Origin of the sequence: Colwellia asteriadis, from assembly GCF_039523295.1 — a bacterium.
In the GTDB taxonomy this organism is placed as follows: domain Bacteria; phylum Pseudomonadota; class Gammaproteobacteria; order Enterobacterales; family Alteromonadaceae; genus Colwellia; species Colwellia asteriadis.
This window is the reverse complement of sequence record NZ_BAAAFA010000007.1, coordinates 152,379-169,757: the sequence shown is the minus strand read 5'-3', so window position 1 is coordinate 169,757 and position 17,379 is coordinate 152,379. Positions and strand designations below refer to the sequence as shown.

Below are 17,379 nucleotides of genomic sequence, written 5' to 3'. Positions count from 1 at the left end.
TTAATAAAGAGAGCACAGTGTAGAGTGGAGAAGTATCTACACCTTAATGATTACATCATAGCCCCGAGGAACGTAGCTTATGACACCCAAGCAAATCAATTTAATACAGCAAAGTTGGCAAAAAGTATTACCCATTTCGGAGCAGGCAGCAGATATATTCTACAATACACTATTTAAAATGGATCCGTCATTAAAAGCGCTATTTCCAGACGATATAACAGAGCAAGGGAAAAAACTCATTACCATGCTCGACAGCGCAGTTAAGTTACTTAATAACCCAGAAAAACTCATTCCAACAGTACAAAAACTTGGTGTAAGACACCTTAATTATGGTACTAAACGTGAGCATTACGACACCGTAGGTGCAGCTTTATTAAAAACCCTAGCTGAAGGGCTAGGGAATGAGTTTACACCATCAGTTAAAAAAGCATGGTCAGAAGTTTATAACCTGTTGTCTTCTACTATGGTAGAAGCGGCAGAAAAAACAAAAGTAAGTAATAGCGTAAAAGGGGTTACTATGAATATGGCTACTGAAAAAAGTGACTTATCGATACAAATGCAAGGTGCATTAGATCAATCAGCGACAGCCTTTATGATGATTGATAGAGACTTTGTTGTCACTTATGCCAATCTTGCTACGCTTAATTTACTTAAAAAGCATGAAAGTACTTTTGCTGAAAATTGGCCTGGTTTTGTCGCGGATCCTGAGGTTATTATTGGTACCAATATAGATAGTTTTCATAAAAAACCAAGCCATCAACGCAAGCTATTAGATGATCCAGACAACCTACCTTATAAAACTGATATTAAAATTAAACACTTAACTTTTGAGCTTAATGTCAGTGCTATTCGTGACTCAGCAGGTGAGTACATAGGTAATGCACTTGAATGGCAAGATGTTACCGAAGCGAGAGTTCAAGAAAATAAAGCGGCACAATTGCAAGGTGCTATTGATCAATCCGCTACGGCGAACATTATGATCGATAGAGACTTTACTATTACCTATGCTAATGAAGCAACCTTAGCATTATTAAAACAGCATGAAAGTGTTTTTGCGGATAACTGGCCCGGATTTAAAGCAGATCCTGATATTATTATTGGAACCAATATAGATAGTTTTCATAAAAATCCCGCCCGCCAACGTAAGTTACTTGAAGACCCTAGTAACTTACCTTACAAAACTGATATTCAGATTAAACACCTTACTTTTGAACTTAATGTTACCGCAATTATGGATGCTAACGGTGAATACATAGGCAACTCACTGGAATGGCAAGATGTTACTACGGCAAGAGAAAAATCAATTGAAGTGGGACGTTTAACTTCCGCAGTTGAGGGTATGACCACTAACTTAATGATGGCTGATTGTGATGGAAATATTGTTTATGCCAACCCTGCAGTTATTACTATGCTGCGCCGTCGTGAAGCACAACTTAAAACAGTATTACCATCATTTAATATAGATACTATGATTGGTACTAATTTTGACTCGTTTCATCAAAACCCATCCCATCAACAGAACTTATTAGGCAATCCCGCTAATTTACCTTATACCGCTGAAATATCAGTAGCGGGTCTATCGTTTCAATTAATTGCAATGGCGTTACGTGATGAAGAAGAAAATCATGTTGGTACTGCTGTTCAGTGGGTTGATTTAACAGAGGAAAAGGATGCGCAAAATCAAATAGACAGTCTTATTAATGATGCAATTTCCGGTAAGTTAGATAGCCGTATAGATACACAAGAATATCAAGGTTTTATGAAAGTACTAGGTAGTAATATCAACAACCTAATGGATGCTATTGTTGAGCCTATTAATGATGCTATTAACATTGCGCAATCGCTAGCAGATGGTGATCTAACGCAAACAATGAGTAATAATTATGGTGGTGAATTTTTAGCCCTAGCCAATGCGATGAATGGCTCTATCGATAATTTAAGTAACATGGTTGAGGAAATACGCAGTGCATCAACGAATGTCTTTGATTCTGCAAGAGAGATAGCAGAAGGCAATAATGAACTTAGTCACAGAACAGAGTCACAAGCATCAAGTTTAGAAGAAACAGCATCTGCTATGGAGGAGTTAACCAGTACCGTACAACAAAATGCAGAGAACTCAACTGAAGCAAGTAAGTTAGCTAACTCCGTAATGGATAAAGCCAGTAATGGTGGAGAAGTCGTTCGTAACGCCATTACTGCAATGAGTGATATTAATAAATCGAGTAAAAAAATAGCCGATATTATTAGTGTTATTGATGAGATAGCATTTCAAACAAACCTATTAGCGTTAAATGCTGCCGTAGAAGCGGCAAGAGCTGGTGAGCAAGGTCGCGGCTTTGCCGTTGTAGCCGCAGAGGTGAGAAACTTAGCGCAACGTTCTGCTGGCGCAGCCAAAGAAATTAAAGGGTTAATTAATGACAGTGTTGAAGCTGTTGGACAAGGAACTAAGTTGGTTGATGAGACGGGGCAAACCTTTACAGAGTTAGTTTCCTCAATAGAAGAAGTCAGTAAAATGATCAGTGATATTGATAGTGCAGGTAAAGAACAATCAGCGGGAATAGGGGAAGTAAGTGCAGCAGTAAGTCAAATGGATGAAATGACACAACAAAATGCTGCCTTAGTTGAAGAAGCTGCAGCATCGAGTAAGTCAATGGAAGAACAATCTCAGGCGCTGCTGGAGCAAGTCGCATTCTTTAATAATGGTAATCAAGAAGAAGACGTTGAACCAACACCTCGAATTATAAGAAATAATAGACCCGCACCTAGCAGTAACCAAAGACCTGTATCAAGAGGTAATCGTGTCAATAAAGTTGAGCGCAATCGAGCTAAAACAGTGAATGATCAAGAATGGGAAGAGTTTTAACATTTCTTTTGTCTCAACAGTAAATTAGATGCCTTGCAACGAGCAAGGCGAAATTATAACTACATTGAGAGCAATGTATGAACGATCGACAAGCTGATAATACAAGTAATGTTAACCGCAATATGGCGTGCCAATTATCAGACAAAGATTTTGCGTTTATTTGTCAGTTTGTTTATCAATCAACAGGTATTGTACTCAACGAGAGTAAACGAGAAATGCTGTATCGTCGCCTTACTCGTATTATTAGAGAGAGAAAAATAAATAGCTTCACCGATTACTGTCAACGCTTAAAAGATAGCCCAGCTCAAGAGAAAGACTACTTTATTAATGCGATAACGACAAATTTAACGAGTTTTTTTCGAGAAAAGCATCATTTTGATTTTATTACTGAACACGAGCTACCCTTGTGGCTTAGTAATAAAGTTGCACAAGCGAATGGGAAAAAACGCTTAAGAATATGGTCATCAGCGAGCTCTACGGGTGAGGAGCCTTACAGTATCGCCATGACATTAATGGAGGCAATGAAACCTCAACTATCACAATGGGATGTAAAGATACTTGCAACAGATATTGATAGTAATGTCGTAGCTACAGGAAAGCAGGGAATATATGACATTAAGCGTATAGAAGATATCGATGAAAACCTGAAAAAAAAGTATTTTTATCAAGGCTGCGGTCAGAGTAAAAACAGTGTAAAAGTGCATGAAAGCTTAAAGAACTTAATAACCTTTAAACAGCTTAATTTATTGGATGACTGGCCAATGAAGGGGCCGTTTGATGCTATATTTTGTCGAAATGTCATTATTTATTTTGACAAAAAAACACAGCTAGAACTATTTTCTCGTTATTACGAAATGTTAGCCCCAGGAGGCGTTTTCTTTTTAGGCCACAGTGAAAACCTAGGAAACTATCAACAATATTTTGAGAATGTCGGTAGAACTATTTTTAGAAAGTCACTGTGAGTTTTACTCATGGTTAAATTAAGGAGGCATAAATGCGGCGTTGTGATTACCCCGAAGTTAGCCAATGCATAGCGCAGTGTTTACCTGAGTTCTCCCAAATAAATCATTACTGGGATAAAGAAAGATCTCGGGTGGTCGCTAAAATATTACCTGGTGAATTCTATATGACCTCTGACAATGTCGCTATAGCAACTACGTTAGGCTCATGCATTTCTGCCTGTATATGGGATGATAGAGCGCATATTGGTGGAATGAACCACTTTATGCTGCCGCTAACTAATAAAGAAGCACATGAAGTAAACTGGGGGCAGAGAGATAAAAACGCTGATGCCACCCGTTATGGTAATTTTGCAATGGAGCATTTAATTAATACGATTTTAAAAGCTGGCGGTAGAAAAGTTAACCTTAGAGCTAAGGTTTTTGGTGGCGCTAAAGTCATCAACCAATTATCAGACGTGGGTCAAAAAAATATTAACTTTGCTTATGAATACCTTGAACAAGAAGGCATAGATATTGACGGGGTTGATGTAGGTGATATTTACCCTCGTAAAGTGGTATTTGAACCTTATAGTGGGCGGGCTTTTGTAAAGAGACTAAATACGCTGCACAACGATACTATTATTCAGCGTGAAAACGATTATAGCAGTCAAATTGACCATGATGATGTTAGTGGTGATGTTGAGTTATTTTAAATGAAGCTGGAGAATGGTCATATGGAAATGATAAAAGTGTTAATTATCGATGATTCATCAGTTATTAGACAAATTATAAAAGCTTCATTAGCTGATTGTTCGCAAATAAAAGTCGTTGGCGAGGCTGAAAACCCTTTTGTGGCTAGAGATCTTATTAAGAAGCTTAATCCAGATGTATTAACCCTAGATGTAGAAATGCCCAAAATGGATGGGATCACCTTCTTGACTAACTTGATGCGTTTACGACCTATGCCGGTGATAATGTTATCAACATTAACCACTAAAGGAGCCGATATAACCTTACAAGCTCTTGAATTAGGGGCAATAGATTTTATTGCAAAGCCTAGTGTTGAAGAATTGATAGCAATCCGGTCAAGCTTTGGCGAAGTATTGATTAATAAGATAATCCAAGCAGCGCAAATTGATCAAAAAAATTTCAAACTATCTGATGCTATCCATAATAGCGCAGATATGCAAAGTAGTGATATTCATCGTGAGAGCTCTTCAACTGGCAACTTTCAAGAGCAAAGTATGTCATCTCCTATTTTACCTTTTTCAGGTGTCAAAGAGTCAAAACATATTGTTGCTATTGGCGCCTCTACGGGAGGGACCGATGCGATAAAGAAAATACTTATAACGTTACCTAAAAACGCCCCTGCGGTTGTTATTGCCCTTCATATCCCTAAAACATTCAGTTTACGTTTTGCTGAACGTCTTAATCGCTGTTGCCAAGTTGAAGTACATGAGGCAATGCATGGGCAAAAAATTAAACAGGGGCATGTGTATATTGCCCCAGGTGATAGGCACTTAGAAGTAGTCACTAAAGGTGATGCATTATTCTGTACTTTAACAGACACCCCTGAGGTGAATAGGCATAAACCTGCTGTAGATGTTTTATTTAACTCTCTTGAAGGGAATGCTAAAAATACTCAGGCTATTCTTTTAACGGGGATGGGGCAAGATGGCGCTCAAGGCATGTTACATTTAAAAAAATTGGGTGCCCGTACCATAATACAAGATAAGGCAAGTAGTTTAATTTGGGGGATGCCAGGCAAAGCTTATGCAATATCAGCGCATAGTCAGCAGGCTCCCTTATTAAACATAGCCCACGAAATTCTCAGCTATGCAAGCTTGAGTCAGTTAGCTATGCAACAGACATTAGCCAAATATATAATGGAGAAAGAGGTATGAGAGAAAACAAGTTACTGTTACCTATCGCGATTTCTATTTCAGCCATGATATTAGCTAACCATGTCTTTTTAAGTAGCGCTAGTTTTTTTTATTCACTTTTGTTCGCACTTCTATCGTTACTTATTTTTTTAACTTACAAAGAATATACTGCCATTGCATTAACTAGCCCCTCAAATGAGTCAAAACACTCAGCGGTAGAAAATAAACTTATTCATAATGTTATTTTTGAGTTACAGCAGTTTCTCCACCAAGAAGTTAACATTATTGAAAATGAACTCTTAAGAACGAATACCCTTGTTAATGATGCAGTGGTAGGGATTTCTAATAGCTTTAAATCGTTACAAACGCTAAACGAAGAACAACAACAGATGATTAAGGTGTTGTTATCCTACTCAACGAATAAAGATAACGATAATGGTATTAATTTAGAAAAATTTGCTTCTGATTCAAATAATACGCTAGAAGATTTCGTAAATACTATTATTAATACGAGTAAGCAAAGCCTTAAAACGATGAATTATACTGATGATATGATTCAACAATTCGACGGTATCTTTCAATTGTTAGCCCAAGTCGAGGGTATAGCAAGTCAAACAAATCTTTTAGCCTTAAATGCAGCCATAGAAGCAGCACGGGCTGGTGATGCAGGACGCGGTTTTGCTGTGGTAGCAAATGAGGTACGTGCACTGTCCGTCGGCTCTACAGAGCTTAATGAGGATATTCGAAATAAAATTAATGAAGCTAAAGATATTATTGAAAAACTGCGAATGTCTGTTGAAGTAATGGCATCTGCAGATATGACACCCACGCTTGAAGCAAAAGATAAAATGAGTGTCATGATGGAACATGTTGAAACCGCTAATAAAAAAACAAATGAGCGAGTTGATGAGCTTAGTGCTATTTCACCTCAAATTGTCGAGGCCGTTGGTTTAGGTATTCGTTCTTTACAATTTGAAGACTTAACACGCCAGTCATTAGAATCATTACAAATGAATGTATCAAGCATTCATTCTATTAGTGATGTACTTGAGGGGTTTAATCGTGATTCTAATAACGATATTCAATTGCAATTAATGAAGCTAAAAGAAAAATGTCAGCAAGTGTATCAGGAGACAAAAGAGGCAGAAGATAGTCGTAGCGTAAAGCAGTTATGTATGGATGAAGGGGACGTTGATCTTTTTTAAAAGCATGTAATAAGGAATATATATGACAGTTTATAGTAAAATTTCAGAAGATGGCAAGCAGCTAACAATTTCAATCGAAGAACGTTTTGATTTTTCGTTACATCAACAATTTAGGGCGGCATATCACGATAATGTTACACCAGACTTAACCTATATATTAGATTTAAGTAAAACAGATTATATGGATAGTTCGGCACTTGGCATGATCTTGCTATTAAAAGATCATGTGCAATTACATACAGGTACACTAATTATTGATAAGCCTAATGATACGGTTAATAAAATTTTAGAAATAGCACAGTTTCATCGACTAATGACAATCACATAGCAGTATATAAAACACGAAAATATAGAGGAAAGTGTTTATGCCAAGCAGTAAAAACCTTGTGTTAATTGTTGATGATTCAAAAGTCCAGTGTAAAGTGTTATCAGCTTTACTAGAAGAAGATAACTATCGTGTTATTGTTGCAAATGATGGTGCAACAGGTGTAGAGATGTTTATCACGCATCAACCTGATTTGGTGTTAATGGATGTTAATATGCCAATAATGAATGGTTATGAAGCAACTCGGCGCATAAAAGCAATGTCGGGGGTCGGTAATTTGGCTCCTTTAATGTTTATTACTAGTATGGGTAGTGATGAAAGCTTTATTAATTGTGTTGAGGCAGGTGGTGATAGTATTTTAGTTCGACCCTTTTCGTCGGCAGTATTTAAAGCCAAAATAAAGGCGCTGCAACGTATTAGTGACTTAGTTGAACAAGTAAAAAGTTTACAGCATGAACAAAAAAATGATGCTGAACTCGCAGAAAAAATGATGTCAGAAGTCATTGAATCTAGAAATTATGGTCTCGATAGAATAGGAGTTATCAAAAAGCCCGCAGCACTATTTAGTGGTGACATACAATTAAGTGCTTTATCTCCTAATGGCAATATTCATGTATTACTAGGTGACTTTACCGGACATGGTTTACGTTCATCTATCGGCGCAATTCCAATCACAGAAACCTTTAGAGTGATGACTAAAAAAGGATTTTCAATTTCAGATATTATTATGCAAATCAATAGCCAGTTATATACCTTACTGCCTGGCGACCTTTTTTTTGCTGCAGGTTTTGCGTGTATCTCAGAGCATGAAAAATCAGCCTATGTACTCAATGCAGGCCTTCCTGATGCATACTTGTTTAATGAACAAGCTGATATTAAGCATCAATTTAGCTCTAAACACCCCCCGTTAGGAATATTACCCGAAATATTGTCAGATGTTCAGCTGGATATTATTAATATTCACCCACATGATCGACTTGTTTTTCTAACAGATGGCATTATTGAAGCACGTAACCAAGAAGGGGAATATTTTGGCTCACAGCGTTTTGAAACGGCTGTAAAAGAGGGGGTTATAGAAGGCGATATAGCAAAAAACATACAAAAAAAATTAGCTGATTTTTGTAAAAATACAGAACAAGAGGATGATATATCACTTGTCGATATTCCTTGTTGTAGTTGGATAAATAATAACGATATTACGGTTATATCATCAAATTTATCTGACGAATTGAGTGAACTCGATAATAGCTTATCGATACCATTAGCATGGTCTTATCATTTACACCTTACAGGTAAGCTACTCAAAAATACTAACCCGATCCCACTTGTGATGAATCAGATTAATGATCTAGAGGGGGCTGGTGAACATTGGCAAAGTTTATACACCATTTTGACAGAACTATTCGTTAATGCATTGGATCATGGTGTATTAAAGTTAGACTCAGCATTAAAAAACTCTCCCGAAGGGTTTAGTTCTTATTTTAATGAGCGCACACAACGGTTAAATTTATTACAAGAGAATAAGCAAGGTAACGCGCATGAAGACTTTGTAAGAATCAGTTTGCAATATTACCCGTTATTTCAAGGGGGAAAAATGCTCATTAAAATTAAAGATAGTGGGGTGGGTTTTAATGTTTTAAAGGTGATTAAAACCAATAGCCAACTATTAAATACAGGCATGAGCTTAAGTGGGCGAGGAATAAATATCGTTGATCAGCTTTGTGACACTTTAGAGTATCAAGAAGATGGCACCTTAGTGATAGCAAGTTATATTTGGCGTAATAAACAAGTATTAGATTAAACAATGATTTATTTTAAAAGTTCTATACTCAATTACAGGAATTAAGTGATAAGGATATAACTATGCACAGTGTATTAATTATTGATGATGATATCGAGTACTTAAGGACGTTAACGCAACGGTTATCGAGTAGTTTCGATGTGAAGTATGCCAATAGTCTTGACGTTGCGGATGATTTATTAAAAGAAAACATTCAATTTGATGTGGCAGTTGTTAATGAAAATGTTGGAGGGCAATATGGCTCCGATTGGATTGCAAGAACGAAAATAAATAAAATGCTCTTAATGTCATTTGTTTTATATTCAAACAGTGCTTCAGAAGAGGTTATATTAAAAGGTTTAGAATGCGGTGCGGATGATTTTTTATCGCAGCCTTTTTCATTGTTAGCATTGCACTCGAAATTAGAAAAACTAGTCAATTACCAAGATAAAATTCATCATTTTGAAGACGAAATAAAATCAAAAGATAGTATTATCCATATTTCAATGGCCCAAGCCTCTAAATACGGCAGCTGTATGCAGTTAACCTCTAAGTTGAATCATTGCTTTACCTTAGAGCAGATTCGCGATGAAGTTTTTACGTATTTTCATAATATGGGGTTACATGGCTGTATAGCGTTTTACCCTTTAAACGAAAAACCTAGCTTTTATAGTGCTCAAAAAGCACTGTGTTCCCCGGTTGAAATAGATGTTATGAAGCTTTTAAAGGTCAAGCCACGATTATACCAATTTGGCTCCCGTACTATCTTCAACCACCAGTTGGTGTCGCTGTTAATTTTAAACTTAGAGGAGGGGACTGTTGATACTGATATTTATATTGATGCGTTGGCATCAGTTATTGAGTGCATTGGTGCAAGAATGGCCTTTATTACTTATAAAAACTCGCTTATTGAAGTACAAGAACAAATTAAACAAGCGGTGAAGTCAACTAAAAAAATGGTTGGGGTTTCTAAACACCATCAACAAGAGGTTATGAACGATATTGTTCAAAGAATGGGAACAAGTTTTCATATTTTAGATATGACACAAGTTCAAGAAGACTATTTAACAGACTTAGTGCACGGCGCTTTAAAAAAGCATAGCCAAGATGATATGAACTTTTTAGAGGTCTCAGCATTACTTGACCAAGCATTAGTGAGTGTAGATCAATTACAGCAATTAAATGTTGAACAAACGGCAACGGCTTGTGACAGTGAAATAGATGATGAAGATGAATTATTTTGATTACTTGAGCACTGCTCAGATGAGCGTCTTTTGTACAAATTGATATTGTTCATTAACTTATATGCTAAAAAAGTCCATCTACTTTATAATAAAGACTGATTTTTTACTCGTAGAGCAGCATTTATATGGTACCTTTAATTATAAAATATGATAAATAGGAAAGTTAGCGTGAGTAATATTGAGCACACTATTCTCGTTGTCGATGATGCTAAAGATACTCAACTTATTTTAGAGTTTGATTTAGCTGCGGCCGGTTATCAAGTTATTGCTTGTGATAACGGTCAAGCGGCTATCGATATGTTAGAAAGTGAGGAAGTTGATTTAGTTCTATTGGATATGTATATGCCAGGCTTATCTGGTTTAGAAACACTTGAAAAAATTAAGCAACAAGATAAGTATCTAAACCTTTCTATTATTATGCTATCAGCATCAAACGATGAGGATGAAGTCGTTGCAGCATTAGAATTAGGCGCTGCTGATTATGTTGTAAAGCCTTATGTCACTAAAATACTGTTAGCACGCATAAGAACAGCTATCAAACTAAAAGAAAAAACTGAACAACTTGAGTATTTAGCTAAAACAGACTTTTTGACAGGTATTCATAATCGAGGGAGTTTCTTTGAGTTAAGTACAAATGCACTAAGTGCTACCGACCGAGCTACACAGCCTTTAGTGATAGTTATGTTAGATATTGATCACTTTAAGCGGGTTAATGATAACTATGGGCATGATGTGGGTGATAAAGTCTTAGTGAGCTTTGTGGAGTGTTTAACAAAGCACTTTCGTGACTATGATATTTTAGGGCGTATTGGTGGAGAAGAGTTTGCTGTTTGTTTAACAAATATAACAACAGAGAAAGCACATCTTGTGTGTGAACGATTACGCAAAGCTGTAGAAAAACTTACAATAATTGCTGATGATATAACAATTAATATTACCGTGAGTATAGGCATAACGGCTGCGCAAGGGAAAATTTTATCAATTGATGCGCTATTAAAACAAGCTGACGATGCCTTATACTCTGCAAAAGAGAATGGCAGAAACCAAGTTATAGACTTCACGGAGTTAGATGAAAAGGTTATTAATAAACTGAATAGCGATGAAGTTGAGGCGAACATCAATGCAAGCCACACGATAGAGTTAGCTCAACATCACTTAGGCTCTCATGAAGAAGGCGAAATTATGTCACAAGAATCTATCACCATCGATGGAGTAGATAGCCAGGTTGGATTAAGTAATGTGCTCGAAGATGAAGCACTATTTAAAGAAATACTGGTAATGTTTTATCAAGATCATGTAGATGACGTGAATAAGTTACAAAGTGCTATTGATAACCAAGACAAGAATACGCAAAAGTTACTTGCTCATACGCTCAAAGGTGTATCGAGTTCGGTAGGGGCAATGGTGCTATTTGAGAAAGCAAAAGCGTTAGACTCAGCAATCGATAATAATAATAATGATGATATATTAGCTACTTTACTCCATGAATTATCATTAGAATTTACAAAGGTAATGACAAGTATTAAAAAGAGTTTAGTATTAGAAGGTTAAGTTAAACGAATACTTATTAACCCGAACTCGGGTTAAGAGATTTAATAACGTACTAATATTAAAATAATAATTCAGGTATCCCTCTAGATAGAAATTTTCAGTACTAGCAAGGTGGATCTTTGCATCAATAGCGAGTCTATTGCAAGTGAACCTATTATCCTGAGCTTAGGCTTATTCGTTACTCATCAATAGTAATACTAATATTCGTGATAGGAATACAACAACAAGGCAATATTTCATTTTCACCAATAAAGGCGAGAGGCTCGCCTTGGGGATAACATATTTCACCTGAGTTAAGCTTTACTCGACATGCTCCACAAAAGCCATCTCGACAATGAAAATGTACTTCCACATTGGCTTGCTCGAGTGATTCAAGTAAGGTTTGCTCTTGTTGATAGCAAACCTTTTTTTCTTGAACCGATATTTCAAGTGGTGAATTAGGAGCAGATGTACTTACAGTCTTTGAGGAAGCTTCGCTCATTATTGACATAGAAAAAAGTGATTACAAATCAAAATTGTTAAAGTCATCAGCATGTACAGAGGAGTCAACCTGACCAACCAAATAACTTGATATTTCAGTCTCTTGAGGAGCAACTTGTACATTATCACTGACCAGGTACGAGTTCATCCATGGTAACGGGTTACTTTTTATATTGAATTGAGTCTCAAAACCTATCGCCATTAAGCGCTGATTAGAAATGTACTCAATGTATTGATTAAGTATTTCTGCATTTAGGCCAATCATTGAGCCATCTTTAAATAAGTATTGCGCCCATTCTTTTTCTTGTTCAACCACATCCAAGAATATTTGCAAACCTTCACTACGTAGCTCTTGACTAATGACTTGCATTTCAGGGTCATCTTTACCTGAAAGCCAGTTGTTCAATATATGCTGCGTACCGGTTAAATGTAAGGCTTCATCGCGTGCAATTAGCTTTATTATTTTAGCATTGCCTTCGAGTAACTCTCTTTCTGCGAAAGCAAACGAGCAAGCAAAACTTACGTAAAAACGAATTGCTTCAAGCGCATTCACAGAACATACCGCTAAATATAAACGCTCTTTTAACTTACGTGTGTTTACTTCAATAGTTCTACCTTCAACCTCGTAACTACCTTCACCTTGTGACTGAAGTAATTGTGTTGTGAGGATCACATCATCAAAGTATTTAGCAATACTACTTGCACGCTTTAAAATAGCTGGATTGACAATAATATCGTCAAAAACTTCACCCGGGTTAGTAAATAAGTTACGCAGTATGTGCGTATAAGAGCGAGAGTGAATAGTTTCACTAAATGCCCATGTTTCAACCCAAGTTTCTATTTCAGGTAACGAAACTAGTGGCAATAATACCGCATTTACTGAGCGTGCAGCCATAGAGTCGAGTAAGGTTTGATACTTAAGGTTAGAGATGAAAATGTGCTTTTCAGACTCTGTTAAGCTCTGCCAATCAGCTCTATCTTTAGAAACATCAACTTCTTCTGGACGCCAAAAAAATGAAAGTTGTTTCTCTATTAACTTTTCAAAAGCACTATAACGTTGTTGATCATAGCGAGATACATTGACACTATTACCAAGAAACATTGGCTCAAGTAGGGCGTTATTGGGTGTTTGATTAAACGTTGTATACGTCATTTTTCATTCCTTGCGGTACTACAGTTGTAGTCACTAAGGCCTAACGATTAGGTTAGGCCTTATTTTTATTAGTATAAAGTAATTAGCTTGCTATATCTTACAAGCGCCGCCAGCACAGTCATCATCTTCAGCTTCTACGTCATCATTCGCACCGTCTCGAGTGTTATGATAATACATGGTTTTTACACCAAATTTATAAGCGGTTAAAATGTCTTGTAGTATTTGTTTAACAGGGACTTTTCCTCCTTCAAATTTTGAAGGATCGTAATTAGTGTTAGCAGAAATAGTTTGATCGACAAACTTTTGCATAATACCAATAAGCTCTATGTAGCCCTGATTGTTCGGAATGTTCCACAGTAATTCGTAGTTATCTTTTAACTTTTCGTATTCAGGAACAACTTGTTTCAGGACACCATCTTTACTTGCTTTAATGCTAATAAGCCCGCGTGGTGGCTCAATACCATTGGTAGCATTAGATATTTGTGATGAGGTTTCTGATGGCATTAATGCTGATACCGTTGAGTTACGTACACCGTATTTTTTAATGCTCTCTCGCAACGTTTCCCAATCAAGATGAAGTGGCTCACCAGTAATAGTGTCAATGCTACGTTTATAAGTATCAATAGGTAAAATACCTTGAGATAAACGTGTTTCATCAAACTTAGGGCAAGGACCTTGCTCTTTAGCTAATTCATTACTTGCTTTAAGTAAGTAATATTGAATCGCTTCAAAAGTTCGGTGAGTTAAGTTGTTGGCACTACCATTTGAGTAATAAAGACCATTTTTAGCTAAGTAATAGGCGTAGTTAATAACACCTATACCTAAAGTTCTACGTGCCATGCTCGCGCTTTGTGCTGCTGCAATAGGGTAGTCTTGATAGTCAAGTAAACAATCAAGTGCTCTAACAGCTAAGTCAGCTAAACCTTCTAGCTCATCAAGAGAGTCAATAGCGCCTAAATTAAAGGCTGACAATGTACATAGGGCGATTTCACCTTCTGCATCATTAATGTCATTCATTGGCTTAGTCGGCAGAGCAATTTCTAAACATAAATTACTTTGACGAATAGCGGCTTTAGTTGGCTCAAATGGGCTATGCGTATTACAGTGATCTACGTTTTGTAAATAAATACGGCCTGTACTTGCACGTTCTTGTGCAAAAAGAGTGAATAGCTCTATGGCTTTAATACGCTTTTTACGAATAGAGTCGTCATTTTCATATTGAACATATAATGCTTCAAACTTATCTTGATCTTCGAAAAACGCGTCATATAAACCAGGTACATCACTTGGGCTGAAAAGGGTAATCGAGCCGCCTTGAATTAAACGTTGATACATCAGTTTGTTAAACTGAACACCATAATCTAAATGGCGAACACGGTTTTCTTCAACTCCGCGGTTGTTTTTAAGTACCAGTAAACTTTCAACTTCTAAATGCCATAACGGGTAAAATAACGTTGCTGCTCCACCACGAACACCACCTTGAGAGCAACTTTTCACGGCAGTTTGGAATAATTTGTAAAATGGAATACAGCCAGTATGGAAAGCTTCACCATTACGAATAGAACTACCCAACGCGCGAATTCTACCTGCGTTTACACCAATACCAGCACGTTGAGAAACATACTTAACAATAGCGCTTGATGTGGCATTAATTGAATCTAAGCTATCACCACATTCAATAAGCACACAAGATGAAAATTGACGAGTAGGGGTTCTTACACCCGCCATAATTGGCGTAGGTAATGATATTTTAAATTGTGATATTGCGTGATAAAAGTTTTCAACGTAAGTTAATCTTTTTTCTGCTGGGTACTTTGCAAATAAACAAGCAGAAACCAGTAGATATAAAAACTGTGCGCTTTCATATATTTTGCCATTTACACGGTTTTGTACTAAATACTTACCTTCTAGCTGTTTTACGGCAGCATAACTAAAAGTCAGATCACGACTATGATCTAAAAAGGCTTCCATTTTTTCAAAGTCAGCTTGGTTATAATCATTCAGTAAGTGAGCATCATATTTCCCTAGTTCAACCAAGTTCACCACATGGTCGTAAAGCTTTGGCGGCTCAAACTGACCGTAGGCTTTTTTACGAAGGTGGAAAACGGCTAATCGGGCAGATAAATATTGGTAATCTGGAGACTCTTCAGAAATTAAATCAGCAGCAGCTTTAATAATAGTTTCATGAATATCTTCGGTTTTTATACCGTCGTAAAACTGAATGTGTGATTTTAATTCAACTTGTGATACTGAAACTTGTTCAAGTCCTTCAGCTGCCCAAGCAATAACACGGTGAATTTTTTCTAGGTCAATAGGCTCTTTTTCGCCATTGCGTTTGGTTACAAAAATTTTATTTGTCATGAAGTACCTGTAAAGCGATTATTGTTATTATCTGCCAAGTTGTTTTAGCTAGTAAGATGAATGTTGAAGTGAACAACTTATCGTTAGCAGCTCCCGAATAAAAAAACCTACGCGTTGTCCTTATAAATCATGCTTGAAAAATCACGCATGAGAAGAGGAGTACAAAATAACAGCTGAGCAGAGAATGCACAATATCTAGGGTTTTTTATAATTACAAACACAAGATAATGAGGTTTGGCTGTTTTTGCAAGAGATAAAAACTGTTGATTTTGACATAGGTTTTTGCTGTTAAAAACCGTGTTAGTGTTAACTAACCTAGTACCGCAATTTGATTTAGTTATTTAGTAAAAGCAACGATTATTTTTAAAAAAATTATTACTTTTATTTGCAAAAAAATATTTTTATCTTGAATTGCAATTATTCAATTGAAAAATAAAATAGTCTTATAATTCAATCTAATATAATTTATTGCGATAGGCGGTTATTGTTTAGACAAGTTGCCTGTAAATAGAACATTTATATAATTTCACTGTCTATCGCATTTTATTTTTATGTAGTAAGCGATTAAAGCTTTTTACAACACAATATATAGTTCACATCTAAAGACGGTATTAGCTTATGGTTTTGAGTTATGGGATTGTAATGAATACCTGCGGCATCTATACATTGTAATTCAAATGACTCTGCCCAAGTTATTAATTGAGAAGGTCGAATAAACTTATCGTGGTCATGGGTACCATCAGGTACTAATTTGAATAGCTTTTCTGCGGCCACAATAGCAAGTAGGTAAGCTTTAATGCTTTTATTAAGCGTCGAGAAAAAAACTAAACCACCGGGTTTAACTAAAGCAGCACAAGCATTTATTATCGAGGCTGGGTCTGGAACATGTTCAAGCATCTCCATACAGGTGACAACATCATAACTTTGTGGGCTTTGTTGTGCTTTTTCTTCGGCTGTTATTTTTTGGTAGTCAATTGATAAGCCTGCTTCTAACGCATGAAGTTTTGCAACATTAAGCGGCTCGGCCCCCATATCTATTCCCGTTACATTAGCGCCAAGTTTAGCAAGAGACTCTGTTAAGATCCCGCCACCGCAACCGACATCGATGGCTGTTTTATCAAATAAGCCGTTAGTAGATACTTCAGCGATATGTTGATTAATAAATTGCACTCTTAACGGGTTAATTTGATGTAAGGGCTTAAAGTCGCCATTTACATCCCACCATTGGCTGGCGACTTTTTCAAATTTTGCTATTTCTTCGTGATTTACATTTAAGTGCGGAGTAGTTTCAGTCATGATGGAAAAAGTATTAAGATAATTTATCTTAAGTCTAAACGAAACTACTTTTTAAACAAAGCAAATAGATCAAGATAACTCATAGATTGATGCTTTTATATTCACTTTAAAAAAGGTTTACAACAGCGATAAAAACCATAGAATAAAAGCAGTATGGCATTAACCAATTCTATGCTAACATGCCGCGTTGATTACTTTTTTAATCTGTTTATATAGCAATAATTAATATAACAATAAAAAATATTTAAAATATTGTTTAAATAACGCTTTATTAATAATAAAGATACTTTTAAACGA

At 36.3% G+C, this 17,379-nt stretch carries 13 protein-coding genes; 9 read left to right on the top strand and 4 right to left on the bottom strand.

From position 1 onward, the window contains the following. The first annotated feature begins 79 nt into the window (after window positions 1-79). From ABD005_RS11375 to ABD005_RS11335, 9 genes are all read left to right on the top strand, one after another. Complete coding sequence (locus ABD005_RS11375) at window positions 80-2,863, top strand: methyl-accepting chemotaxis protein (RefSeq protein WP_343817484.1); 2,784 nt, start codon at window positions 80-82, stop codon at window positions 2,861-2,863. 77 nt (window positions 2,864-2,940) lie between these two features. Continuing rightward, window positions 2,941-3,825, top strand: a complete 885-nt coding sequence (locus tag ABD005_RS11370; RefSeq protein ID WP_343817482.1) for a CheR family methyltransferase — start codon at window positions 2,941-2,943, stop codon at window positions 3,823-3,825. 32 nt (window positions 3,826-3,857) lie between these two features. Continuing rightward, window positions 3,858-4,517 carry a chemoreceptor glutamine deamidase CheD gene (gene cheD / locus ABD005_RS11365; protein ID WP_343817480.1) on the top strand — a complete coding sequence of 220 codons (660 nt, stop codon included), beginning with the start codon at window positions 3,858-3,860 and terminating at the stop codon, window positions 4,515-4,517. 27 nt (window positions 4,518-4,544) lie between these two features. Then, window positions 4,545-5,708 carry a protein-glutamate methylesterase/protein-glutamine glutaminase gene (locus tag ABD005_RS11360; protein ID WP_343817627.1) on the top strand — a complete coding sequence of 388 codons (1,164 nt, stop codon included), beginning with the start codon at window positions 4,545-4,547 and terminating at the stop codon, window positions 5,706-5,708. Next, window positions 5,705-6,892, top strand: coding sequence for a methyl-accepting chemotaxis protein (locus ABD005_RS11355; RefSeq protein WP_343817478.1), 1,188 nt, complete (start codon window positions 5,705-5,707; stop codon window positions 6,890-6,892). Before ABD005_RS11360 ends, ABD005_RS11355 begins: the two co-directional genes overlap by 4 nt. 22 nt (window positions 6,893-6,914) lie before the next feature. Beyond that, window positions 6,915-7,220: an STAS domain-containing protein gene (locus tag ABD005_RS11350; RefSeq protein WP_215979191.1), complete on the top strand. Its 306-nt coding sequence runs from the start codon at window positions 6,915-6,917 to the stop codon at window positions 7,218-7,220. 37 nt (window positions 7,221-7,257) lie between these two features. Then, complete coding sequence (locus ABD005_RS11345) at window positions 7,258-9,018, top strand: ATP-binding SpoIIE family protein phosphatase (protein WP_343817476.1); 1,761 nt, start codon at window positions 7,258-7,260, stop codon at window positions 9,016-9,018. Between the two features lie 62 nt (window positions 9,019-9,080). Then, the gene (locus tag ABD005_RS11340) at window positions 9,081-10,241 is read left to right on the top strand and encodes a response regulator (RefSeq protein ID WP_343817474.1); all 1,161 of its coding nucleotides are present in this window, start codon (window positions 9,081-9,083) and stop codon (window positions 10,239-10,241) included. A gap of 168 nt (window positions 10,242-10,409) precedes the next feature. After that, window positions 10,410-11,792: a diguanylate cyclase gene (locus ABD005_RS11335; protein ID WP_343817473.1), complete on the top strand. Its 1,383-nt coding sequence runs from the start codon at window positions 10,410-10,412 to the stop codon at window positions 11,790-11,792. Between the two features lie 178 nt (window positions 11,793-11,970). On the opposite strand, the gene yfaE is transcribed toward ABD005_RS11335, so the two are convergent. The 4 genes from yfaE to ubiG form a co-directional block, all read right to left on the bottom strand. After that, window positions 11,971-12,273: a class I ribonucleotide reductase maintenance protein YfaE gene (gene yfaE / locus ABD005_RS11330; protein WP_252738793.1), complete on the bottom strand. Its 303-nt coding sequence runs from the start codon at window positions 12,271-12,273 to the stop codon at window positions 11,971-11,973. 21 nt (window positions 12,274-12,294) lie between these two features. After that, window positions 12,295-13,425: a class Ia ribonucleoside-diphosphate reductase subunit beta gene (gene nrdB, locus ABD005_RS11325; protein ID WP_215979186.1), complete on the bottom strand. Its 1,131-nt coding sequence runs from the start codon at window positions 13,423-13,425 to the stop codon at window positions 12,295-12,297. A 90-nt stretch (window positions 13,426-13,515) separates the two neighbouring features. Beyond that, on the bottom strand, window positions 13,516-15,786 hold the full coding sequence (gene nrdA, locus ABD005_RS11320; RefSeq protein ID WP_343817472.1) for a class 1a ribonucleoside-diphosphate reductase subunit alpha: 2,271 nt from the start codon (window positions 15,784-15,786) through the stop codon (window positions 13,516-13,518). 564 nt (window positions 15,787-16,350) lie between these two features. Continuing rightward, on the bottom strand, window positions 16,351-17,082 hold the full coding sequence (ubiG, locus tag ABD005_RS11315) for a bifunctional 2-polyprenyl-6-hydroxyphenol methylase/3-demethylubiquinol 3-O-methyltransferase UbiG (protein ID WP_343817471.1): 732 nt from the start codon (window positions 17,080-17,082) through the stop codon (window positions 16,351-16,353). Window positions 17,083-17,379: the final 297 nt, after the last annotated feature.